This is a genomic window from Paenibacillus phyllosphaerae (assembly GCF_014192105.1).
GTDB lineage: Bacteria > Bacillota > Bacilli > Paenibacillales > Paenibacillaceae > Paenibacillus_Z > Paenibacillus_Z phyllosphaerae.
The window spans coordinates 24,758-48,321 of the sequence record NZ_JACHXK010000029.1; the positions used below are offsets into that span (position 1 = coordinate 24,758).

29 protein-coding genes are annotated in these 23,564 nt (G+C 49.3%); all 29 read left to right on the forward strand.

The window, feature by feature from the left end; translation table 11 throughout:
- Positions 1-2 precede the first annotated feature (2 nt).
- The 29 genes from rpoB (at position 3) to secY (ending at position 23,561) form a co-directional block, all read left to right on the forward strand.
- Positions 3-3,566, forward strand: coding sequence for a DNA-directed RNA polymerase subunit beta (gene rpoB, locus FHS18_RS31235; RefSeq protein ID WP_183604327.1), 3,564 nt, complete (start codon positions 3-5; stop codon positions 3,564-3,566).
- A gap of 140 nt (positions 3,567-3,706) precedes the next feature.
- Positions 3,707-7,333, forward strand: a complete 3,627-nt coding sequence (rpoC, locus tag FHS18_RS31240; RefSeq protein ID WP_281378908.1) for a DNA-directed RNA polymerase subunit beta' — start codon at positions 3,707-3,709, stop codon at positions 7,331-7,333.
- 271 nt (positions 7,334-7,604) lie between these two features.
- Entirely contained in the window at positions 7,605-7,835 is a 231-nt protein-coding gene (locus tag FHS18_RS31245) for a ribosomal L7Ae/L30e/S12e/Gadd45 family protein (protein WP_183604328.1), read from the forward strand.
- Between the two features lie 134 nt (positions 7,836-7,969).
- Entirely contained in the window at positions 7,970-8,389 is a 420-nt protein-coding gene (gene rpsL, locus FHS18_RS31250; protein ID WP_132420702.1) for a 30S ribosomal protein S12, read from the forward strand.
- A 67-nt stretch (positions 8,390-8,456) separates the two neighbouring features.
- A complete protein-coding gene (rpsG, locus tag FHS18_RS31255) occupies positions 8,457-8,927 on the forward strand; it encodes a 30S ribosomal protein S7 (RefSeq protein ID WP_183604329.1) in 471 nt (156 codons plus the stop codon).
- 76 nt (positions 8,928-9,003) lie between these two features.
- Positions 9,004-11,082 (forward strand): elongation factor G, encoded by a 2,079-nt coding sequence (fusA, locus tag FHS18_RS31260; protein ID WP_183604330.1) that lies wholly within the window; start codon positions 9,004-9,006, stop codon positions 11,080-11,082.
- Between the two features lie 125 nt (positions 11,083-11,207).
- Complete coding sequence (gene tuf / locus FHS18_RS31265; protein ID WP_183604331.1) at positions 11,208-12,398, forward strand: elongation factor Tu; 1,191 nt, start codon at positions 11,208-11,210, stop codon at positions 12,396-12,398.
- A 353-nt stretch (positions 12,399-12,751) separates the two neighbouring features.
- Positions 12,752-13,060 carry a 30S ribosomal protein S10 gene (rpsJ, locus tag FHS18_RS31270; RefSeq protein ID WP_005544556.1) on the forward strand — a complete coding sequence of 103 codons (309 nt, stop codon included), beginning with the start codon at positions 12,752-12,754 and terminating at the stop codon, positions 13,058-13,060.
- Positions 13,061-13,096: 36 nt separating this feature from the next.
- The gene (gene rplC, locus FHS18_RS31275) at positions 13,097-13,720 is read left to right on the forward strand and encodes a 50S ribosomal protein L3 (protein ID WP_183604332.1); all 624 of its coding nucleotides are present in this window, start codon (positions 13,097-13,099) and stop codon (positions 13,718-13,720) included.
- Between the two features lie 26 nt (positions 13,721-13,746).
- Positions 13,747-14,370 carry a 50S ribosomal protein L4 gene (gene rplD, locus FHS18_RS31280; protein WP_183604333.1) on the forward strand — a complete coding sequence of 208 codons (624 nt, stop codon included), beginning with the start codon at positions 13,747-13,749 and terminating at the stop codon, positions 14,368-14,370.
- Positions 14,370-14,660 carry a 50S ribosomal protein L23 gene (gene rplW / locus FHS18_RS31285; RefSeq protein WP_148933625.1) on the forward strand — a complete coding sequence of 97 codons (291 nt, stop codon included), beginning with the start codon at positions 14,370-14,372 and terminating at the stop codon, positions 14,658-14,660. The genes rplD and rplW overlap by 1 nt, the downstream gene beginning before the upstream one ends.
- Positions 14,661-14,729: 69 nt before the next feature.
- The gene (rplB, locus tag FHS18_RS31290; protein ID WP_183604334.1) at positions 14,730-15,560 is read left to right on the forward strand and encodes a 50S ribosomal protein L2; all 831 of its coding nucleotides are present in this window, start codon (positions 14,730-14,732) and stop codon (positions 15,558-15,560) included.
- A gap of 64 nt (positions 15,561-15,624) precedes the next feature.
- Positions 15,625-15,906, forward strand: a complete 282-nt coding sequence (rpsS, locus tag FHS18_RS31295; RefSeq protein ID WP_183604335.1) for a 30S ribosomal protein S19 — start codon at positions 15,625-15,627, stop codon at positions 15,904-15,906.
- Between the two features lie 45 nt (positions 15,907-15,951).
- Positions 15,952-16,287, forward strand: a complete 336-nt coding sequence (rplV, locus tag FHS18_RS31300) for a 50S ribosomal protein L22 (protein ID WP_183604336.1) — start codon at positions 15,952-15,954, stop codon at positions 16,285-16,287.
- 13 nt (positions 16,288-16,300) lie between these two features.
- The gene (gene rpsC / locus FHS18_RS31305; RefSeq protein WP_183604337.1) at positions 16,301-16,969 is read left to right on the forward strand and encodes a 30S ribosomal protein S3; all 669 of its coding nucleotides are present in this window, start codon (positions 16,301-16,303) and stop codon (positions 16,967-16,969) included.
- A 3-nt stretch (positions 16,970-16,972) separates the two neighbouring features.
- Entirely contained in the window at positions 16,973-17,407 is a 435-nt protein-coding gene (gene rplP / locus FHS18_RS31310) for a 50S ribosomal protein L16 (protein WP_148933630.1), read from the forward strand.
- A complete protein-coding gene (rpmC, locus tag FHS18_RS31315; RefSeq protein ID WP_183604338.1) occupies positions 17,397-17,597 on the forward strand; it encodes a 50S ribosomal protein L29 in 201 nt (66 codons plus the stop codon). Before rplP ends, rpmC begins: the two co-directional genes overlap by 11 nt.
- Before the next feature lie 52 nt (positions 17,598-17,649).
- Positions 17,650-17,913 carry a 30S ribosomal protein S17 gene (rpsQ, locus tag FHS18_RS31320; protein ID WP_183604339.1) on the forward strand — a complete coding sequence of 88 codons (264 nt, stop codon included), beginning with the start codon at positions 17,650-17,652 and terminating at the stop codon, positions 17,911-17,913.
- Between the two features lie 41 nt (positions 17,914-17,954).
- Positions 17,955-18,323 carry a 50S ribosomal protein L14 gene (rplN, locus tag FHS18_RS31325; RefSeq protein WP_045670713.1) on the forward strand — a complete coding sequence of 123 codons (369 nt, stop codon included), beginning with the start codon at positions 17,955-17,957 and terminating at the stop codon, positions 18,321-18,323.
- Between the two features lie 48 nt (positions 18,324-18,371).
- Positions 18,372-18,725, forward strand: a complete 354-nt coding sequence (gene rplX / locus FHS18_RS31330; RefSeq protein WP_221401537.1) for a 50S ribosomal protein L24 — start codon at positions 18,372-18,374, stop codon at positions 18,723-18,725.
- 33 nt (positions 18,726-18,758) lie between these two features.
- The gene (gene rplE, locus FHS18_RS31335; protein WP_183604340.1) at positions 18,759-19,301 is read left to right on the forward strand and encodes a 50S ribosomal protein L5; all 543 of its coding nucleotides are present in this window, start codon (positions 18,759-18,761) and stop codon (positions 19,299-19,301) included.
- 22 nt (positions 19,302-19,323) lie between these two features.
- Positions 19,324-19,509 carry a type Z 30S ribosomal protein S14 gene (locus FHS18_RS31340; protein WP_084136923.1) on the forward strand — a complete coding sequence of 62 codons (186 nt, stop codon included), beginning with the start codon at positions 19,324-19,326 and terminating at the stop codon, positions 19,507-19,509.
- Positions 19,510-19,539: 30 nt separating this feature from the next.
- Positions 19,540-19,938, forward strand: a complete 399-nt coding sequence (gene rpsH / locus FHS18_RS31345; protein WP_183604341.1) for a 30S ribosomal protein S8 — start codon at positions 19,540-19,542, stop codon at positions 19,936-19,938.
- Between the two features lie 30 nt (positions 19,939-19,968).
- Positions 19,969-20,511: a 50S ribosomal protein L6 gene (rplF, locus tag FHS18_RS31350; protein ID WP_183604342.1), complete on the forward strand. Its 543-nt coding sequence runs from the start codon at positions 19,969-19,971 to the stop codon at positions 20,509-20,511.
- Between the two features lie 64 nt (positions 20,512-20,575).
- Positions 20,576-20,941, forward strand: a complete 366-nt coding sequence (gene rplR / locus FHS18_RS31355) for a 50S ribosomal protein L18 (RefSeq protein ID WP_183604343.1) — start codon at positions 20,576-20,578, stop codon at positions 20,939-20,941.
- A 31-nt stretch (positions 20,942-20,972) separates the two neighbouring features.
- Positions 20,973-21,473, forward strand: coding sequence for a 30S ribosomal protein S5 (gene rpsE, locus FHS18_RS31360; protein ID WP_183604344.1), 501 nt, complete (start codon positions 20,973-20,975; stop codon positions 21,471-21,473).
- A 13-nt stretch (positions 21,474-21,486) separates the two neighbouring features.
- The gene (rpmD, locus tag FHS18_RS31365; RefSeq protein WP_183604345.1) at positions 21,487-21,669 is read left to right on the forward strand and encodes a 50S ribosomal protein L30; all 183 of its coding nucleotides are present in this window, start codon (positions 21,487-21,489) and stop codon (positions 21,667-21,669) included.
- A 146-nt stretch (positions 21,670-21,815) separates the two neighbouring features.
- Positions 21,816-22,256: a 50S ribosomal protein L15 gene (gene rplO, locus FHS18_RS31370; RefSeq protein ID WP_183604346.1), complete on the forward strand. Its 441-nt coding sequence runs from the start codon at positions 21,816-21,818 to the stop codon at positions 22,254-22,256.
- Positions 22,257-23,561 carry a preprotein translocase subunit SecY gene (secY, locus tag FHS18_RS31375; RefSeq protein ID WP_183604347.1) on the forward strand — a complete coding sequence of 435 codons (1,305 nt, stop codon included), beginning with the start codon at positions 22,257-22,259 and terminating at the stop codon, positions 23,559-23,561.
- Positions 23,562-23,564 lie beyond the last annotated feature (3 nt).

Below are 23,564 nucleotides of genomic sequence, written 5' to 3' on the forward strand. Positions count from 1 at the left end.
ACATGAGGGGTGAGGTTAAGTTGGCAGGACAACTTGTTCAGTATGGTCGGCGCACGCGCAGAAGCTATGCTCGCATCAACGAAGTGCTCGAAGTTCCGAACCTGATTGAAATCCAACAAAAATCGTACGAAAAGTTTTTGGAAAAGGACTTGCTTGAGCTTTTCCAAGACATTTCGCCGATTCAGGATTTTACAGGCAACCTGATGCTCGAGTTTATCGACTATTCACTTGGCGAGCCAAAATACTCCGTCGATGACTCGAAAGAACGCGACGTTACGTACGCAGCTCCGCTACGTGTTAAAGTTCGACTGATTAACAAAGAAACCGGTGAAGTCAAGGAACAAGAAGTGTTCATGGGCGATTTTCCGCTGATGACGGAGACCGGTACTTTTATCATCAATGGTGCGGAACGGGTTATCGTCAGCCAATTGGTTCGCTCGCCTAGCGTGTACTTCAGCACGAAACTGGACAAAAACGGCAAGCGTGCTTATGGCGCTACCGTAATTCCGAACCGTGGCGCATGGCTCGAGCTTGAGACTGACGCCAAAGATATCATCTACGTTCGTATCGACCGCACGCGTAAGATTCCGGTAACTGTTCTATTGCGTGCACTTGGCTTTGGTACAGACGCTGAGATTCTTGATCTGCTCGGCCACGACGAATATATCCGCAACACGCTGGATAAAGACAACACGGATTCTACCGAAAAGGCGCTTATCGAGATTTATGAACGGCTTCGTCCAGGCGAACCGCCGACACTTGATAATGCAAAGAGCTTGCTCGTAGCCCGTTTCTTCGATCCAAAACGTTACGATCTGGCTAATGTCGGTCGTTATAAAATAAACAAAAAGCTGCACATCAAAAACCGTTTGTTCAACCAACGCTTGGCTGAGACGCTGGTTGACCCAAGTACAGGCGAAATTATCGCAGAAGCAGGTCAGATCGTTGATCGCCGCTTGCTCGATGATATCCTTCCGTACCTGGAGAACAATGTAGGTTTCAAGACTTACCATGTAGCGAATGGGGTCCTTGATGCGGATAGTATTCCACTTCAAGCGATCAACGTATTCTCGCCAGTTGAAGACGGTAAAGTTACGAAGATCATTGCGAACGGTGTGATCGACAAGAGCGTGAAGCACATCACGCCAGCCGACATCATCGCTTCGATCAACTACTTTATCAATTTGCTCCACGGCATCGGCAGCACAGACGATATCGACCATCTTGGTAACCGTCGTCTTCGCTCGGTAGGCGAGCTGCTGCAGAACCAATTCCGTATTGGTCTGTCCCGTATGGAACGTGTCGTTCGTGAACGTATGTCGATCCAGGATGCGAATGCAATTACGCCTCAGGCGCTGATTAACATCCGTCCGGTTATCGCATCGATCAAAGAGTTCTTCGGTTCTTCCCAGCTTTCTCAGTTCATGGACCAAACGAACCCGCTTGCGGAATTGACGCACAAACGTCGTCTGTCGGCACTCGGACCTGGCGGTCTGACACGGGAACGCGCGGGCATGGAAGTTCGAGACGTCCACCATTCGCACTATGGCCGGATGTGTCCGATTGAGACGCCGGAGGGTCCGAACATCGGTCTGATCAACTCCTTGTCGACGTTCGCTCGTATCAATGAATATGGCTTTATCGAAGCGCCATATCGTTGGGTCGATCCGAAGACAAGTATCGTGACCGAACAAATCGCATACCTGACAGCGGATGAAGAAGATAACTACGTTGTCGCGCAAGCGAATGCGAAGCTGACGGAAGAAGGCAAATTCGCAGAAGACATGGTTATCGTCCGTTACAATAAGCAAGCAGATAACATCCTGACAATGCCAAGCGAACGCGTAGACTACATGGACGTATCGCCGAAGCAGGTCGTATCCGTCGCGACGGCGCTCATTCCGTTCCTCGAGAACGATGACTCCAACCGTGCGCTTATGGGATCGAACATGCAGCGGCAGGCGGTACCTCTTCTTATTCCGAAGGCGCCGTTTGTCGGTACGGGCATGGAACACAAGTCGGCCAAAGACTCCGGTGTCTGCATCGTCGCGAAGCACGATGGTGTCATCGAGCGCGTAACAGCCAATGAGATATGGCTGCGCCGCGTCGAGACGGTGGATGGCAAGCAGGTTACAGGTGATTTGGTGAAACATAAACTGCATAAGTTTATGCGTTCCAACCAAGGTACGTGCATTAACCAGCGTCCGATTTGCCAGAAAGGCGAGATCGTGAAGAAGGGTGATATCCTTGCAGACGGTCCTTCCACGGAGAAAGGTGAATTGGCGCTTGGACGCAGCGTTGTCGTAGCGTTCATGACGTGGGAAGGCTACAACTACGAGGATGCGATCCTGCTGAGCGAGAAGCTCGTTAAGGAAGACGTCTACACTTCGATTCACATCGAGGAATATGAGTCTGAAGCACGTGATACGAAGCTCGGTCCGGAAGAGATTACGCGCGATATCCCGAACGTAGGGGAAGAAGCGCTCCGCAATCTTGACGAGCGCGGCATCATCCGTGTAGGTGCCGAGATCAGCGCCGGAGATATTCTCGTCGGTAAAGTAACGCCTAAGGGCGTAACGGAACTGACGGCAGAAGAGCGTCTCCTGCATGCGATCTTCGGCGAGAAAGCGCGTGAAGTGCGTGACACATCCCTTCGCGTACCGCATGGTACGGACGGTATCGTCGTTGACGTGAAAGTATTTACGCGCGAGAATGGCGACGAATTGCCACCTGGCGTTAACCAACTCGTCCGTTGTTACATCGCTCAGAAACGTAAGATTTCCGAGGGTGACAAAATGGCGGGACGTCACGGTAACAAAGGTGTCATCGCACGTATTCTGCCAGAAGAAGATATGCCGTTCCTTCCAGACGGCACGCCTGTAGAGGTTGTCCTCAACCCGCTGGGCGTACCATCGCGGATGAACATCGGTCAGGTACTCGAGGTCCACTTAGGCATGGCGTGTAAGTACCTCGGTATTCACGCAGCAACGCCGGTATTCGACGGCGCGCGCGAATATGACGTATTCGATACGATGGAAGAAGCCGGTATGCAGCGTAACGGTAAAACGGTCCTGTATGACGGAAGAACGGGTGAAGAGTTCGAACGCGAAGTAACCGTAGGCGTCATGTACATGATCAAACTGGCGCACATGGTCGATGATAAAATCCATGCCCGTTCCACGGGTCCTTACTCGCTCGTTACGCAGCAGCCGCTCGGTGGTAAAGCACAGTTCGGTGGACAGCGTTTCGGGGAGATGGAAGTATGGGCGCTCGAGGCATACGGCGCGGCCTACACGCTGCAAGAGATTCTTACCGTCAAATCGGACGACGTGGTCGGCCGCGTGAAGACGTACGAATCGATTGTGAAAGGCGAGAACGTTCCGGAGCCGGGCGTACCAGAATCGTTCAAGGTCTTGATCAAAGAGCTTCAGTCCCTTGGTATGGACGTTAAGATCCTGACCGAGAACGAAGAAGAGATCGAGATGAAAGAAATCGATGATGAAGATGACGGCCAGAGCGATAAGCTTAATCTGAACCTTGAAGGTTCCGAAGTCGGCGTCGAGTAATACCAGCTACAATATAGCCGTTAGATCCGTGATTTGACTTTTATTCAGATCACGGATTTTTCCGGCATTGAATCACCCCGTATTAATCGCTTATCGACAAGCTTAGACATAAGTGAACCATAACGAAGGAGGGTTGCTCCTTGTTGGACGTGAACAACTTCGAGTACATGAAGATCGGATTAGCGTCTCCGGACAAAATCCGTTCTTGGTCCCGCGGTGAAGTGAAAAAACCGGAGACAATCAACTACAGGACGCTGAAACCGGAAAAGGAAGGCCTGTTCTGTGAGAAAATCTTCGGACCAACGAAGGACTGGGAGTGCCATTGCGGCAAATACAAACGCGTACGTTATAAAGGCGTCGTGTGCGACCGTTGCGGCGTTGAAGTAACGCGCGCCAAAGTTCGCCGCGAGCGTATGGGGCATATCGAGCTGGCAGCTCCTGTATCGCATATCTGGTACTTCAAAGGGATTCCAAGCCGCATGGGCCTTGCACTGGACATGTCGCCGCGTTCCCTTGAAGAGATCATCTATTTTGCATCCTATGTCGTTACGGATCCAGGCGATACGCCGCTTGAGAAGAAACAGCTTCTGTCGGAGAAAGAATACCGCAGCTACCGTGAGAAATACGGCTACGGTTTCCAAGCCGGCATGGGCGCTGAGGCGGTCAAAAAGCTTCTTCAGGATATCGACGTTGAGCGTGAACTCGAAACGCTGAAGGAAGAACTCCGTACAGCACAAGGCCAACGCCGTAACCGTGCGATTAAGCGTCTTGAAGTTATCGAGGCTTTCCGCAACTCGGGCAATATGCCAGAGTGGATGATTCTCGATGTGCTGCCGGTTATTCCGCCGGAGCTTCGCCCGATGGTTCAGCTGGATGGCGGACGTTTTGCGACGTCTGACTTGAACGACCTGTATCGTCGCGTTATTAACCGTAACAACCGTCTGAAGCGCCTGCTTGACCTCGGTGCGCCGGACATCATCGTACAGAACGAGAAGCGTATGCTTCAAGAAGCCGTTGACGCTTTGATCGATAACGGTCGCCGCGGCCGTCCAGTAACGGGCCCAGGTAACCGTCCGCTCAAATCGCTCAGCCATATGCTTAAAGGTAAGCAAGGTCGTTTCCGTCAGAACTTGCTCGGGAAGCGCGTTGACTACTCCGGTCGTTCGGTTATCGTCGTAGGTCCTAGCTTGAAAATGTACCAATGCGGTCTTCCGAAGGAGATGGCGCTGGAATTGTTTAAGCCTTTCGTTATGAAAGAGCTTGTAAACAAAGGCCTGGCGCACAACATCAAGAGCGCGAAGCGTAAAGTTGAACGGGTTAGCGCAGAAGTATGGGACGTTCTTGAAGAAGTTATCAAGGAACACCCAGTTCTCCTTAACCGTGCCCCGACGCTTCACCGTCTCGGTATTCAAGCGTTCGAACCGATTCTCGTAGAGGGCCGCGCTATCAAACTGCATCCGCTCGTATGTACAGCGTACAACGCTGACTTCGACGGTGACCAGATGGCGGTTCACGTTCCACTGTCTGCTGAAGCGCAAGCTGAAGCACGCCTGCTCATGCTGGCTTCCGGTAACATCTTGAACCCGAAAGACGGCAAACCAGTCGTAACGCCTTCCCAGGATATGGTCTTGGGTAGTTACTACCTGACCATGGACAACAAAGACGCTAAAGGCAGCGGTTCTGTTTTCGCAACGGTTAACGAAGCGATATCGGCATATCAGCGTGGCATCGTATCTCTGCATGCACGGATCTTTGTTCCGGTACGTGTTCTGCGGAAGAAAACATTCACGGAGCAGCAGCAGAACTCCTTGATTTCCACGACTGTCGGTAAAGTGATCTTCAACGAAATTTACCCGGATACGTTCCCGTACATCAATGAGGCAACCAAAGCCAATTTGATTCATGGCACGCCGGACAAATATTTTGTGTTCGAAAAAGGCGCTGACCTCAGCGCATTCATGAACAACCTACCGATTGCGCCAGCTGTAGGTAAAGACTACCTCGGCAACATCATTGCCGAAGTATTCCGTATTTACCATACAACGCTTACGGCTGTTACGCTTGACCGCATTAAGCAACTCGGCTTTACGTACTCGACGCGTGCCGGTATTACCGTTGCCGTATCCGATGTTATCGTACCGCCGGAGAAATTCGAGATCCTCAAAGAATCCGAAGAGAAGGTCAAAGTCGTTACGAACCAGTACCGTCGCGGTCTGATTACGAACGAAGAGCGCTATGACCGTGTCATCGGCATTTGGGGCCAAACGAAAGACCGCATTACGGATGTCCTCATGAAATCGATGGATCGCTACAACTCCATCATGCTCATGGTTGACTCCAAAGCGCGGGGTAACAAATCGCAGATCACTCAGCTCGGTGGTATGCGTGGTCTGATGGCCAACCCATCCGGCCGGATTATCGAGTTGCCAATCAAATCGAACTTCCGTGAAGGCCTCACTGTCCTCGAGTACTACATCTCGACGCATGGTGCTCGTAAAGGTCTTGCCGATACGGCGCTCCGTACTGCGGACTCGGGTTACTTGACCCGTCGTCTCGTTGACGTTGCCCAGGACGTTATCGTTCGCGAGAACGACTGCGGCACGGACAAAGGCTTCGCTGTTAGCAAAATTCAAGACGGCAAAGAAGTTATCGAGGACCTGTACGACCGTATTGAAGGTCGTTATTCCTTCGAGACTGTTCGTCATCCGAAGACAGGCGAGGTTATCGTTCATCGCAGCGAACTGATCGATTCCAACAAAGCGGAAGCGATCATCGATGCAGGCATCGAAAGACTTCAAATTCGTTCTGTGCTTAGCTGCCGTGCGCGCCATGGCGTATGTAAGAAGTGCTATGGTCGTAACCTGGCAACGGGCAAATTCGTCGAGATTGGCGAAGCAGTCGGCATTATCGCTGCCCAATCGATCGGCGAGCCAGGAACGCAGCTCACGATGCGTACGTTCCATACCGGCGGCGTTGCCGGCGATGACATTACGCAAGGTTTGCCGCGTATCCAGGAGCTCTTCGAAGCACGTAATCCTAAAGGCCAAGCGATCATCACGGAGCTTGACGGCGTCGTAAAAGACATCCGCGAAGCGAAAGACCGTCGTGAAATCGAAGTTCAAGGCGAGGCGGAGAACAAGGTATATGCCGTTACTTACGGCTCCCGTATCCGTGTCGTTAAAGGACAGCAGCTTGAAGCCGGCGATGAGCTGACAGACGGTTCTATCGATCCGAAAGAGATGCTCCGCATCAAGGGCATCCGCGGCGTACAGAACTACATTCTGCAGGAAGTACAGCGCGTATACCGGAACCAAGGTGTAGAAATCAACGACAAGCACGTCGAGGTTATGATCAAGCAAATGTTGCGTAAAATCCGTATCGTTGATGCGGGTGATACACCGCTCCTGCCTGGCGCTTTCGTCGATATGCATGAATATGAAGCGGCGAACCGCGAAGCGATCCTTTCGGGTCTCGAGCCGGCCGTTGCGAAGCCAGTACTTCTTGGTATTACCAAGGCGTCGCTGGAGACAGATTCCTTCTTATCTGCAGCTTCCTTCCAGGAAACGACTCGCGTCTTGACTGATGCGGCGATCAAGGGCAAGGTTGACCAACTGTTGGGTCTGAAAGAAAATGTCATCATTGGTAAGCTGATTCCAGCGGGTACGGGCATGAACCGTTACCGCAGCATCCGTTTTGCCGGTATCGAAGAGGAATTGGAAGGGAATCCAGATGCATTAGAGAATGAGACAGTATCTGTCGAGTCTTAAGAGCATCCTTAACTTTCCAAAACTAAATGACAGCAAGGGCGCGCAGCTATGGAATCTCTTCTTTTAGGGACTCCATGGAGGCCGCTCTTCGCTATCTCTTCTGCGACTCTCACAAGCTTTCAATTAAAACTTTCGAATTATCGTCGATCAAGCTTGACATGTGACTGGGCGTAATGCTAATATGTCGTAGTGTGCCATTTTGCATGACCCCTACAAGCAACAAGACAGAGCTACCGTAACAATTAGAGCTGCCTTGGAAGGATGGGATAACATGCAATATATCATTGGCAGTAAGCAGACGGCGAAGATGGTTGAACAGCGCAAAGCTGTGGAAGTTTTCGTTGCACAAGACGCGGATCCGCGTTTGAAGGACAGTATAGTCCGACTTTGCGAAACGGCGGGAGTGCCGATTACCTGGGTCGATACGATGAAGAGTCTCGGGGTTACCTGTGGCATTGAAGTCGGTGCTGCCATGGCGGCAGTCATACCCGAAATCGAATAAAGAACTATCGTTTTTACTGGATTGAACTCTGGTAGGAACTTTCGTTTGTCTCTTTATGAACCGCCTGGGTCTGTGGGCTTAACAATAGCCTTAAAGATTTCTCTTGGTTTTCATTATGGGAAGGAGGTGGCAGCATGCCAACAATTAACCAGCTGGTACGCAAAGGCCGTCAAGCGAAAGTCGTGAAATCGAAATCGCCGGCATTGCAAAGAGGATTTAACGCACTGAAACGTGAAGCTACCGACATCAGCGCTCCACAAAAGCGTGGTGTTTGCACACGTGTAGGTACAATGACGCCGAAAAAACCTAACTCCGCTCTGCGGAAATACGCTCGTGTTCGTTTGACGAACCGCGTTGAGGTTACGGCTTACATCCCAGGTATCGGTCACAACCTGCAAGAACACAGCGTTGTACTGATCCGCGGTGGTCGCGTTAAGGACCTTCCGGGTGTACGTTACCATATCGTTCGCGGAGCGCTCGATACTGCAGGCGTAAACAACCGGAAACAATCCCGTTCCAAATACGGAACAAAACGTCCGAAAGTTAAGAAGTAATAGATAGCCTTGCAAAGGGTATCGCAACACCAAATGAAGTGAATAATTGAGAAAGGGGGGCACCCACATGCCACGCAAAGGTCCAGTACCTAAACGTGACGTTCTGCCGGATCCGCTGTACAATAGCAAACTCGTAACTCGTTTGATTAACCGTATCATGATCGATGGCAAGCGCGGCGTTGCCCAGACGATCCTGTACGATGCGTTCACCCTGATTAACGAGCGTACCGGGAAAGATCCGATGGAAGTGTTTGAAACAGCGATCAAAAACATCATGCCAGTTCTGGAAGTTAAAGCTCGTCGTGTAGGCGGTTCTAACTACCAAGTACCGATTGAGGTTAAACCAGAGCGTCGTACATCGCTTGGTCTCCGTTGGCTCGTGAACTACTCACGTAACCGCGGTGAGAAAACGATGGAAGAGCGTTTGGCAGCTGAAATCATCGATGCGTCCAATAACACTGGCTCATCCGTGAAGAAGCGCGAAGATACGCACAAAATGGCAGAAGCGAACAAAGCATTCGCTCACTACCGTTGGTAGAATTTCGGTTTGGTTTACGTTCGCAACTGCGGGCGTAGCCAACTGATGATTCGTTAAATCGAAAGGAGACGAGATCATGGCAAGAGAGTTCTCCTTGAAAGATACACGTAATATCGGGATCATGGCGCATATCGATGCTGGTAAAACGACTACAACCGAACGGATCCTGTTCTACACAGGCCGTACCCACAAAATCGGTGAGGTGCACGAAGGTGCAGCTACGATGGACTGGATGGAGCAGGAACAAGAGCGCGGTATCACGATTACGTCTGCCGCGACGACTGCTCAATGGAAGGGTCACCGCATCAATATTATCGACACCCCGGGGCACGTTGACTTCACCGTTGAAGTTGAACGTTCCCTGCGTGTATTGGACGGGGCTGTAGGGGTATTCAGTGCTAAAGAAGGCGTTGAGCCTCAGTCCGAAACCGTATGGCGTCAAGCGGATCGCTACGGCGTTCCACGGATCGCATACGTTAACAAAATGGACATTATCGGAGCAGACTTCCTGAATGTTGTTAAAGACATGCGTGAGCGTCTGCAAGCGAATGCCGTTGCAATTCAATTGCCGATCGGCGCTGAGAACGAATTTGTAGGTGTAGTCGACATCGTTGAACGTGTTGCTTACAAATACAAAGACGATCTGGGCAAAGATCCTGAGCAAGTTGAAATTCCTGCTGACCTTGTAGATAAGGTCGAAGAACTTCGTCTTGAACTGGTAGAGAAAGTATCAGAATTGGATGAAGAGCTGATGATGAAATATCTGGAAGGTGAAGAACTCACAATTCCGGAAATCAAAGCAGCACTTCGCCAAGGTGTTATTGATGTTAAGATCTTCCCAGTTATCGCAGGTTCCTCGTACCGTAACAAAGGCGTTCAGCTTATGCTCGACGCAGTTGTTGACTACCTGCCAGCTCCAATCGACGTTCCTGACATCAAGGGTACCCTTGAAGACGGTACGGAGACGACACGCAAATCCGCAGACGATCAACCGTTCGCGGCATTGGCGTTCAAAATCATGACTGACCCATATGTGGGTAAGTTGACGTTCTTCCGCGTATATTCCGGCGTTCTTAGCTCCGGTTCGTACGTATTGAACTCGACTAAAGGCAAACGTGAGCGTATCGGTCGTATCCTTCAGATGCATGCTAACAGCCGTCAAGAAATCAGCGACGTTTACTCCGGTGATATCGCGGCTGCAGTTGGTCTGAAAGACACAACAACAGGCGACACGCTTTGCGATGAGAAAAACCTGGTTATTCTTGAGTCGATGAACTTCCCTGAGCCGGTTATCCAGCTTGCGGTTGAGCCTAAGACTAAAGCTGACCAAGACAAAATGGGTATCGCCCTGCAAAAACTGTCTGAAGAGGATCCGACATTCCGTGCTCACACGGACGAAGAGACTGGCCAGACGATCATTGCAGGTATGGGTGAGCTTCACCTTGAAATCCTTGTTGACCGTATGCTTCGTGAATTCAAAGTCGAAACGAATGTTGGTAAGCCACAAGTTGCTTACCGCGAAACATTCAAACAGGCTGCGAAGGTCGAAGGTAAATTCGTTCGCCAATCCGGCGGCCGTGGTCAATTTGGTCATTGCTGGGTTGAATTCGCACCACAAGAACCAGGCGAAGGCTTCAAATTCGAGAACAAAGTCGTTGGTGGCGCAATTCCACGTGAATTTATCGCTCCAATCCAAGCTGGTATTGAAGAGTCGATGAAGAATGGTGTCCTTGCGGGCTTCCCTCTCGTTGACATCAAAGCAACCGTTGTCGACGGTTCTTACCATGACGTTGACTCCTCGGAGATGGCGTTCAAAATCGCAGGTTCGATGGCACTCAAAGCAGCGAAGGACAAATGTGCTCCAATCCTGCTTGAGCCAATCATGAAAGTTGAAGTAAGCGTGCCGGAAGAGTACATGGGTGACGTAATGGGTATGCTTAGCTCCCGTCGCGGCCGCATCGAAGGTTCGGATACGAAGCATGGATCGTTGATCGTTCGTGCTAAGGTACCTCTCGCTGAGATGTTCGGTTACTCGACGACTCTTCGTTCCGGTACACAAGGCCGTGGCGTATTCTCCATGGAGCTTTCGCACTATGAAGAAGTACCACGTTCCATTTCCGAAGAAATCATCTCGAAGTCCAAAGGTAACGCGTAAGCGAAACGCTGGGATCTTCGTATCATAAGTTTCACTCGGTCGGATGTTGGTATGTCCACGTGACTGCATACTCCGACCACTCAAACATATAAAACTATTAGTTTTATTAAGGAGGAAATAGTTCAATGGCTAAGGCTAAATTTGAACGTAATAAACCGCACGTTAACATCGGTACTATCGGTCACGTCGACCATGGTAAAACGACTCTGACTGCTGCGATCACAACTGTTCTTTCCAAAAAATACGGTGGTGCGGCAATCGCATTCGACCAAATCGACAAAGCGCCAGAAGAGCGCGAGCGCGGTATCACAATCTCCACAGCACACGTTGAGTATGAGACGCCTAACCGTCACTACGCTCACGTAGACTGCCCAGGCCATGCTGACTATGTTAAAAACATGATCACAGGCGCAGCTCAAATGGACGGCGCTATCCTCGTCGTTTCCGCAGCTGACGGCCCAATGCCACAAACGCGCGAGCACATCCTGCTCTCCCGCCAAGTAGGCGTACCTTACATCGTCGTATTCCTGAACAAATGCGACATGGTTGAAGACGAAGAGCTTCTTGAACTGGTTGAGATGGAAGTTCGCGACCTTCTTAACGAGTATGAGTTCCCAGGCGACGACACTCCAATCATCCGTGGTGCAGCTCGTGAAGCGCTGCAAAACCCAGATGGTCCTTGGGCTGACAAAATCGTTGAACTGTTCGAACAAGTTGACACTTACATCCCAACTCCAGAACGTGACGTTGACAAGCCTTTCCTTATGCCTGTCGAGGACGTTTTCACAATCACAGGTCGTGGTACAGTTGCAACTGGCCGCGTAGAACGTGGTGTGGTTAAAGTTGGCGACGAGGTTGAAATCGTTGGTCTGGCTGAAGAAACTCGTAAATCCGTATGTACAGGCGTTGAGATGTTCCGTAAACTGCTTGACTCCGCTCAAGCTGGCGACAACATCGGCGCACTGCTTCGCGGTGTAGACCGTAAAGACATCGAGCGTGGTCAAGTTCTGGCGAAGCCGAACTCCGTTAAACCACACACGAACTTTACTGCTCAAATCTACGTTCTGACTAAAGAAGAGGGTGGCCGTCACAAGCCTTTCTTCACGGGCTACCGTCCACAGTTCTACTTCCGTACAACTGACGTTACGGGTATCATCAACCTGCCAGAAGGCACTGAGATGGTAATGCCAGGCGACAACATCACGGTAACGGTTGAGATGATCTCTCCAATCGCGATCGAAGAAGGTACACGTTTCGCGATCCGCGAAGGCGGCCGTACTGTAGGCGCTGGCGCAGTAGCAACAATCCAAAAATAATAACTTGCGGCAGTAGCCGCGGTTTGCAAAGCCTCCACATTGTGGAGGCTTTGTTTTTGAGTCATGTATGCTGCCGAATACATCCGACGATAATGGGTATAGGTCGCGGAAAAAACATTCGATATTCAATAAAAAAACGGTATTTTTGAAAATCAAAAAACCTTATTCATGAATAACAACATTTTAGTTGCAATCGCCCAGAATATTAGATATAATATTTTCTGTTGGTCTGTGACGTTGCGATGATGTGAGAGGTTGTTGACACACCCGGCTCCTTTGCCATGAGGAGCGTGTCGAGTTTTCTCACGGAGTATGTCCGATACTAAATTGGGCGATAGAAGGAGGGAACTACTATGGCAAAGCAAAAGATTCGTATTCGCTTGAAAGCATACGATCATAGAATTCTTGATCAATCCGCAGAGAAAATTGTGGAAACTGCGAAACGTTCCGGTGCAGGCGTATCGGGTCCGATTCCGCTTCCTACGGAAAAGCAAATCATCACCATTCTGCGTGCGGTTCATAAGTACAAGGATTCGCGGGAGCAATTCGAAATGCGCACTCACAAGCGTCTGATCGATATTGTTAACCCAACGCCGCAAACGGTTGATGCGCTTATGCGACTCGATCTGCCATCCGGTGTAGATATCGAAATTAAGCTGTAAAGATAACGGAAACAGGATAAGAAAAGAGGTGTCAACATGAAAGGTATCTTAGGTAAAAAAATCGGAATGACGCAAGTCTTCACGGCTGACGGCAACGTAGTACCAGTAACGGTTATCGAAGCTGGCCCGAACGTCGTTCTTCAGAAGAAAGACCAAGACAACGATGGCTACGAAGCGATCCAAATTGGTTTCTCCGATAAAAAAGAGAAAAACGCAACTAAGCCGGCAATCGGCCATGCGAAAAAAGCTGGTACAGCTCCTAAGCGCTACATTCGCGAAATTCGCGGAATCAACGTTGCTGAATATGAAGTTGGCCAAGTGATTAAAGCTGACCTATTCGCACAAGGCGAGTTTGTTGACGTAACGGCAGTATCCAAAGGTAAAGGATTCCAAGGTAACATCAAACGTTGGGGTCAAAGCCGCGGTCCTATGGCGCACGGTTCGCGTTACCACCGTGGTCCAGGTTCGATGGGTTCGATTCAAGCGAACCGCGTACCAAAAGGCAAACACCTTCCAGGACATATGGGTAACGAAACAGTTACAATCCAAAACCTTGAAGTTGTGCGTGTAGACGCTGAGCGCAATGTAATTCTGGTTAAAGGTTCCGTACCTGGCCCGAAAAACAGCCTCGTTAAAGTAAAACTGACAGTTAAGAAATAATTGCTCGAAGAAAGGAGGAACTAGAAATGCCAACAGTTACAGTATTGAACGTGAAAGGCCAGGAAGTTGAAAAACTCGAACTGGCAGAGAACGTATTTGGTATCCAACCAAATGTTCATGTACTGCACAGTGCTGTTCTGCTTCAACAAGCTGCAGAACGTCAAGGCACACATAAAACTAAAGGACGCTCTGAAGTTCGTGGCGGCGGCCGTAAACCTTGGAAACAAAAAGGTACGGGTCGTGCACGTCAAGGTAGCATCCGCGCACCACAATGGGTTGGCGGCGGTACAGTATTTGGTCCAGTGCCACGTACTTACGGCTTCAAACTACCGAAGAAAGTTCGCCGTCTGGCGATTAAATCCGCCCTCTCTTCGAAGGTGATTGCTAACGATATTATTGTTCTTGACCAACTTACGCTGGCAGCTCCGAAGACGAAAGAATTCGCAGCTATCCTGAATAATCTGAATGTTGCTCGCAAGGCGCTTGTTGTAACGGCTAACTACGAAGATAACGTAGCATTGTCCGCACGCAACATCCCAGGCGTTAAATTCGTAGCAGCTGACGGCATTAATGTTCTGGACGTATTGGTTCACGATAAGCTTATCATCACTAAAGAAGCAGTGGAGAAAGTACAGGAGGTGCTTGCGTAATGAAGGATCCTCGCGATATTATCAAGCGCCCGATTATCACAGAACAAACGAGCGACTTCATGGCGAACAAACGTTACGTCTTCGAAGTTGATATCCGTGCTAACAAAACGGAAATCAAAGAAGCCGTTCAACAGATTTTCAAAGTGAAAGTATCGAGCGTAAACACGCTGCGCATGCCAGCTAAGCCTAAACGCTATGGCCGTCACAGCGGATACACATCCGAATGGAAAAAAGCAATCGTTCAACTGTCTGCTGACAGCAACGAGCTTGAGTTTTTTGAATCGGTATAAGGAACTGGGCAGAGCGTCAGACGCTCTGACTGCCTAGCGCCTTAAGATAACGGTAAGGAGGGAATCGAAGTGCCAGTCAAGAAGTATAAACCGACTTCCCCGGCCCGCCGTGCTATGTCCGTCTCGACATTTGAAGAGATCACAACAAGCACACCGGAGAAATCGCTTCTTGCGCCGCTTTTCAAAAAAGCAGGTCGCAATAACCAAGGTAAAATTACGGTTCGCCATCATGGTGGCGGCCACAAACGTAAATACCGGATTATCGACTTCAAACGTAATAAGGACGGTATCGTAGGTAACGTTGCATCGATCGAGTACGATCCAAACCGTACGTCGAACATCGCGCTGATCCACTATGCAGACGGCGAGAAACGTTACATTATCGCTCCAAAAGGTCTGAAAGTTGGCGATCAAATCGTCTCTGGTGTTGGCTCCGACATCAAAATCGGTAACGCACTTCCACTGGAAAACATTCCAGTAGGTACGGTTATCCACAACATCGAATTGAAGCCTGGTAAAGGTGGACAGCTCGTTCGCGCAGCTGGTACAGAAGCTCAGCTTCTTGGTAAAGAAACTGACTATGTATCCATTCGTCTTTCTTCCGGTGAGGTTCGTCGTATTCTGAAGCAATGCCGTGCAACAATCGGTTCTGTTGGCAACGAAGATCACGAACTCGTGAAAATCGGTAAAGCCGGCCGTACTCGTTGGCTTGGCAAGCGTCCTGAAGTTCGCGGTGTCGTAATGAACCCGAATGATCACCCACACGGTGGTGGTGAAGGTCGCGCTCCAATCGGACGTAAGTCGCCAATGTCGCCATGGGGCAAACCAACCCTTGGTTACAAAACACGCAAGAAGAAAAAAGCTTCGAGCCAATACATTATTCGTCGTCGTACGAAGTAATAATTGCTTTGACGCTATCGCGTAATCAAAGTTACGCAATCGTCTCTTGAAGGGAGGACAAACCATGGGTCGCAGTTTGAAGAAGGGGCCGTTTATTGACGGTTACCTGCTTAAAAAGGTTGAGGAACTCAACACAGCGGAGAAAAAAGTCGTTGTGAAAACCTGGTCCCGCCGTTCGACAATTTTCCCGCAATTCATCGGACACACGTTCGCGGTATATGATGGCCGTAAACATGTTCCTGTTTATGTGACGGAAGATATGGTTGGCCACAAACTCGGTGAGTTCGCGCCAACACGTTCGTACAAAGGTCACGGTAACGACGACAAGAAAACGGGCCGTCGTTAATCGGCAGCCCTATCTACTTTCTTATGAACGAGAGGAGGTCCCAGTATGTCACAAGCTAAAGCGCATGCTAACAACATCCGCATTGCTCCGCGTAAAGCGCAACTCGTTGTTGACTTGATCCGCGGCAAGCAAGTTGGTGAAGCGATTGCGATTCTGCGTCACACGCCGAAAGCTGCTTCCCCAATCGTTGAGAAGCTTCTGAACTCTGCTATCGCGAATGCAGAACACAATCATCAATTGGACGCTAACAAACTGGTTATCACGCAAGTGTTCGTTAACCAAGGTCCTACAATGAAACGTTTCCGCCCGCGCGCTATGGGTCGTGCAAGCCGGATCAACAAAAGAACTAGCCACATTACACTAGTGGTATCCGAAAAATAAGGAGGGAAAACGTGTGGGTCAAAAGGTAAATCCCGTCGGTCTACGTATCGGTATTATCCGTGACTGGGAGTCCAAATGGTACGCAGGCAAAGACTTCGGCGATCTGCTCATGGAAGACGTAAAAATCCGTGAGTACCTGAAAAACAAACTTAAAGACGCAGCTGTATCCCGTTTCGAAATCGAGCGCGCAGCTAACCGCGTTAACGTTACGATTCATACTGCTAAACCTGGTATGGTAATCGGTAAAGGCGGTTCCGAGGTTGAAAACCTTCGTACGGAACTTGCTAAAATCTCCAAAGGCAAAAAGATTCACATCAACATTTCCGAGATCAAACATCCGGAGTTGGATGCGATTCTTGTAGCTGAAAGCATTGCTCAACAACTTGAGCGCCGCATTTCGTTCCGTCGTGCGATGAAACAATCGATTCAACGGACAATTCGCTCTGGCGCTAAAGGGATCAAAACATCGGTCAGCGGACGTCTGGGCGGTGCGGAGATCGCACGTACGGAAGGTTACAGCGAAGGTACAGTTCCGCTTCATACGCTGCGCGCCGATATCGACTACGGCACAGCTGAAGCTCATACTACTTACGGCCGCATCGGCGTAAAAGTATGGATCTATCGCGGTGAAATCCTTCCGTCGAAGAAGAAAGTAGCAGCTCCCCAGGAAGGAGGCAACTAAACCATGTTGGTACCAAAACGCGTCAAACATCGTAAGCAACAACGCGGTAACATGAGAGGTCGCGCTAAAGGCGGCACGGAAGTGGCCTTCGGCGAATACGGCTTGCAAGCTATGGAGCCAGGCTGGATCACGAACCGTCAGATCGAATCCGCTCGTATTGCAATGACACGCTATATCCGCCGTGGCGGTAAAGTATGGATTAAAATTTTCCCTCACAAGCCTATTACACAAAAGCCTCTTGAAGTTCGGATGGGTAGCGGTAAAGGTAACGTTGAGAAATGGGTATCCGTTGTGAAACCTGGCAAGATCATGTTCGAACTTGCTGGCGTATCTGAAGAGATCGCTCGCGAAGCAATGCGTCTTGCAGCTCACAAACTGCCTGTTAAAACGAAGTTCGTGAAACGCGAAGAAGTGGGTGGTGAAGCAAATGAAAGCTAGTGAATTTCGCAACCTGACCTCTGCTGAGATCGAACAAAAAGTCGCAGGTTTTAAGGAAGAGCTGTTCAACCTTCGTTTTCAATTGGCCACCGGTCAATTGGATAACCCAACTCGCATCCGCGACGTTCGTAAGGAAATAGCTCGTGCTAAGACCGTTCTGCGTGAAAGAGAACTCGGAATCACCAGCTAAGCTGACGATTCTTCAGGATATGAAGAGCGATCGTTAGGGAAGGAGGAAGAACATGAGCGAACGTAATGCCCGCAAAGTTCAGATCGGCAAGGTAGTTAGTGACAAGATGGACAAAACAATCGTTGTTGCTGTTGAAACATACAAAAAACACGACTTGTACCATAAGCGCATTAAATACACGAAAAAGTTCAAAGCGCATGACGAGAACAACCAAGCTAAAATTGGTGACACCGTGAAAATCATGGAGACTCGTCCGCTTTCGAAAGACAAACGGTTCCGCCTGGTCGAAATCGTTGAAGCAGCAGTAATTCTGTAATATGCCTTTCGTAGGCATTTTCCTGAAAGGAGGACGTTGAAATGATTCAACCATTTACGCGTTTGGCCGTTGCTGACAACTCTGGCGCTAAGGAACTGATGTGTATCCGAGTGTTGGGTGGTACGGGACGTCGTGTAGGCCATATCGGCGATCTGATCGTTTGCTCCGTCAAACAAGCAACACCCGGTGGCGTTGTCAAAAAGGGTGACGTAGTTAAAGCGGTAATCGTTCGTACAAAGCGTTCGGTTCGTCGTAAAGACGGTTCGTACATCGCATTTGATGAGAACGCAGCAGTAATCGTTAAAGAAGATAAGAGCCCACGTGGTACTCGTATCTTTGGACCAGTTGCACGCGAACTTCGCGACCGCGACTTCATGAAAATCGTATCCCTCGCTCCAGAGGTTATCTAATAAGCACGAATTAAGCTTGTCGACTCAAGCAAGCAGGAGGTGTAACTCATGCCACGGTTGAAAAAAGTGTTGGAATCCCACAACAATAAACTGCACGTGAAAAAAGACGACACGGTTATCGTGATCTCTGGCAAAGACAAAGGCAAAAAAGGTCGCGTCATTGCTGCATATCCGCGTGAAAACCGCGTACTGGTTGAAGGCGTCAATATCATGAAGAAGCATGCGCGTCCGTCCCAAGCGAACCCGCAAGGCGGCATCATCGAACAAGAAGCCCCAATCCACGTGTCGAATGTAATGCACGTTGATCCGAAGAGCGGTTCCGTAACTCGTATCGGATACAAAGTGCTTGATAACGGCAAGAAAGTCCGGGTTGCTAAAAAATCCGGCGAGATCATCGACTAATTGATCGTTTAAGGAAAGGAGGAGCTATACAAGATGGCAATCAGAATGAAAGAGCGTTTCCTGAATGAAATCACTCCTGCTCTGATGCAGAAGTTCAACTATACAACTGTTATGCAAGTGCCAAAGATCGAGAAAGTCGTCATCAACATGGGTGTTGGTGAGGCAGTTTCCAATTCCAAAGTACTTGATGTTGCTGTTGAAGACCTTCGCTTGATTTCTGGTCAAAAACCAGTAATCACTCGTGCGAAAAAATCGATCGCTGGATTCAAACTTCGTGAGAACATGCCAATCGGAGTTAAAGTTACACTGCGCGGCGAGCGCATGTACTACTTCCTGGATAAGCTGTTCAACGTATCGCTACCACGCGTACGTGACTTCCGTGGTGTTTCCACTAAAGCGTTCGACGGTCGCGGTAACTACACACTTGGCCTTAAAGAACAACTGATCTTCCCAGAGATCGAGTACGATAAGGTTGATAAAGTACGCGGTATGGACGTCGTCATCGTCACGACGGCAAAAACGGACGAAGAGGCTCGTGAGCTGCTGACCCAAATGGGCATGCCGTTTACGAAGTAATCCACAGGAGGTGTAATACCAAGTGGCAAAAACTTCGATGAAGATTAAGCAGCAACGTACACCGAAATTCAAAGTGCGTGCATATACGCGCTGCGAACGTTGCGGCCGTCCGCATTCCGTTTTGCAAAAGTTCAAAATTTGCCGGATTTGTTTCCGTGAATTAGCATACAAAGGCCAGATCCCTGGCGTTAAAAAAGCAAGCTGGTAATCAGCCTAGTACGGGAAGGAGGTACAATCAATGGTTATGTCTGATCCAATCGCAGATATGCTGACGCGCATTCGTAACGCGAACGTCGTTCGTCACGAAACCGTGGAAATGCCCGCTTCGAAAGTTAAGAAGCAAATCGCTGAGATTCTGAAACGCGAGGGTTTCATCCGCGACGCCGAGTATATCGAAGATAGCAAACAAGGGATTATCCGTATTTTCCTGAAATACGGCGCTAACCAAGAACGTGTTATCACTGGTCTGAAACGTATCAGTAAACCAGGTCTGCGCGTTTACACGAAAAGCACTGAAGTTCCTCGTGTTCTTGGCGGTTTGGGAGTAGCAATCATTTCTACGTCCCAAGGCGTTATGACCGACAAAGAAGCACGCCAAGTTAAATCCGGCGGCGAAGTTCTCTGCTACGTTTGGTAATTAACTGCACAATGATTGGAGGTGTAACAAATGTCTCGTATTGGCCGCAAACCGATCCAAGTACCAGGTGGCGTTAACATCGACTTGGACAACAGCGTAATTACAGTAAAAGGACCTAAAGGTACTCTTACTCGTACAATCCACAAGGACATGAAAGTAGTTGTTGAAGAGAACGTAATCAACATCGAACGTCCTTCCGATAATAAATTGCATCGTTCCCTGCATGGTACAACACGTAGCGTAATCGCGAACATGGTGACTGGAGTAACTGATGGTTTCTCCAAAAACCTTGAACTCGTAGGCGTAGGTTACCGTGCAAACAAAACGGGTGATAAAATCGTACTGAACGTTGGTTACTCGCATCCGGTAGAAATCACTCCGGAGCAAGGCATCGAGTTCGAAGTACCTGCTAACACGAAGATCACTGTTAGAGGCATCGATAAAGAACTCGTAGGTGCTACTGCAGCGAAAATCCGCGCCGTACGTGAACCAGAGCCGTATAAAGGCAAAGGTATCAAGTACGAAGGCGAGCGTATCCTTCGTAAAGAAGGTAAAGCAGGTAAGAAAAAATAAGCGACCCTCGTGGCCGCTTGATCGGATAGCATCATAAATAATGACCAGAAAGGAGTGTATTCGAATGATCACTAAAGGCGATAAAAACAAGGCTCGTTTGAAACGCCATCTGCGTGTTCGTAAGAAAATCAACGGTACTACACAACGTCCGCGTTTGTCGGTATTCCGTTCCTCCAAGCATATCTATGCTCAGCTGATCGATGACGTACAAGGCGTTACAATCGCTGCAGCATCGACGCTCGACAAAGAGATCACTGATCTTGGTAACGGCGGTAACGTTGAGGCAGCTCGCAAAATCGGCGAACTGATCGCGAACCGTGCGAAAGCTAAAGGAGTCGAAGAGGTTGTCTTCGATCGTGGTGGTTACCTGTACCATGGGCGTGTTCAAGCCCTTGCAGAAGCTGCACGTGAAGCTGGTCTTCAATTCTGATTTACATTTCTTATTAAGGAGGTAAGACGACTTGCGTATAGATCCGAATGCATTAGGCGAACTCACTGAAAAAGTAGTTCAAATTAACCGCGTAGCGAAAGTTGTTAAAGGCGGACGTCGCTTCAGCTTTAGCGCGCTTGTAGTTGTCGGTGACGGTAAAGGTCACGTCGGCGCTGGCATCGGTAAAGCCGGTGAAGTACCAGATGCGATCCGTAAAGGCATCGAAGATGCTAAGAAAAACCTGATCCAAGTACCGCTTGTTAACACCACGGTTCCTCACCAAGTGCTCGGACATTTCGGCGCAGGACGCGTGCTGCTCAAACCGGCTTCTGAAGGTACCGGTGTGATTGCTGGCGGTCCTGTTCGTGCTGTTCTCGAGCTTGCAGGTGTAGGCGATATCTTGACGAAATCGCTTGGTTCTTCCAATTCCATGAACATGGTTAACGCAACATTGGAAGGTCTTTCCCGCCTGAAACGTGCGGAAGATGTAGCCAAACTGCGTGGAAAAACAGTACAAGAGCTTCGGGGTTAAGGAGGGGAATAAGATGGCAAAACTGCAAATCACCCTCGTTCGCAGCCTGATCGGCCGTAACGAGAAGCAACGCGCAACGGTTAACACGCTTGGCCTGCGCAAGCTTCAACAGTCGGTTGTTCATAACGACAGCCCAGCCATTCGCGGCATGGTGAACCATGTTAGCCACTTGGTTAAAGTAGAAGAAGTACAATAATAAATAACAAAGCTTCCAACTGAACTACACACGTATAAGTCATCAGGAAGCTGGGTACTAACAAAGCAGTCGTTTCCGAAGGTGAGGTCAGCCCCACGCTTTGGAAACAAGATTGCGGCGTACAAATGAAGGAGGTGCAACAGACGATGAAATTGCATGAACTCAAACCAGCAGAAGGTTCCCGTCCAGAAGGTTTCCGTAAAGGTCGCGGTATCGCGAGCGGTAACGGTAAAACAGCTGGTAAAGGTCACAAAGGTCAAAACGCTCGTTCCGGCGGCGGTGTTCGTCCAGGCTTCGAGGGTGGTCAAAACCCTTTGTACCGTCGTGTTCCGAAGCGTGGATTTAACAACCCGTTCCGTAAAGAGTATGCGATTGTGAACATCGAAGATCTGAACAGCTTCGCAGCAGGTACAGAAGTAACTCCTGAACTGCTTCTGGAGCAAGGTATCGTTAAGAACCCACAGAGCGGAATTAAAGTGTTGGGTAATGGCGAAATCACTGTTCAACTTACGGTGAAAGCAAACAAGTTCTCTCAATCTGCGGTAGAGAAAATCCAGGCTGCCGGCGGTAAAACCGAGGTGATCTAATTGTTCAAGACCGTGTCCAACATTTGGAAAGTGGAAGACCTCCGCAAACGGATACTGTTCACATTGTTTATCCTTCTTATTTACCGTATTGGTTCTTTCATTCCGGTACCTGGGGTAAATAAGGACGTATTTAAACAAGTTAATGAAAGCGGCACGGATCTCTTCGGTCTGCTCAACACCTTCTCTGGTGGCGCGTTGTTCCAATTCTCGATTTTCGCGATTGGGATTATGCCTTACATCACTGCGTCAATCATCGTGCAACTCTTATCGATGGACGTTATTCCTAAATTCGCTGAATGGGCGAAAGAGGGAGAGAACGGAAAACGCAAACTTGCGCAAATTACGCGTTATGGCACAATTGTCCTTGGTCTGATTCAAGGCTTTGGTACAGCTGTTGGCTTTAACCGTCGATACAGCTATGAGATGGTTCCGGGTGCAAACTTTACGGATTATCTGATGATCGCGATAATCCTGACAGCAGGCACAGCCTTCCTGATGTGGCTCGGTGAGCAAATCACGGAGAAGGGCATCGGTAATGGTATTTCGGTTCTGATCTTCGCGGGTATCGTTGCAGCACTTCCTGGACACATTCGCACGCTTTACTCGACTCAAATCGCTGACGTATCTAGTGACCAGTTGTTCTGGGGCATCTTGAAACTTGTGATTATCGCAGTCGCGATCATTGCAATTATCGTGGGTGTTATCTTCGTACAGCAAGGGATCCGTAAGATTCCGGTTCAATATGCGAAGCGCGTTGTTGGTCGTAAAATGTACGGTGGCCAGTCGACACACATTCCGCTGAAAGTTAACGGAGCTGGTGTCATCCCAGTAATCTTTGCGGTTTCGCTCCTGATGTTCCCAATCACGATCGCTCAATTCTGGTCGACTCATGAATGGGCACAATGGGTTCAAAACCACATGTATTACGACAAGCCGCTCGGTATGGTGCTCTACATCATACTGATCATCGGTTTTACATTCTTCTACACCTTTGTGCAGATCAATCCGGTTCAGATGGCTGACCAAATGAAGAAGAACGGCGGTTACATCCCAGGCATCCGCCCAGGCAAACCAACTTCTTCTTACATTACCCGCGTTATGTCCCGGATTACGCTGAGCGGCGCAATCTTCTTGGCAGTGATCTCGATCTTGCCGGTTGTTTTCGGCAAAATCGCTGGCCTGGATCGTTCGATCCAACTTGGCGGCACATCACTCTTGATCGTCATCGGTGTCGCGCTTGACACGATGAAGCAGATCGAGACGCAATTGATCAAACGCCATTACAAAGGGTTTATCAATAAATAACGA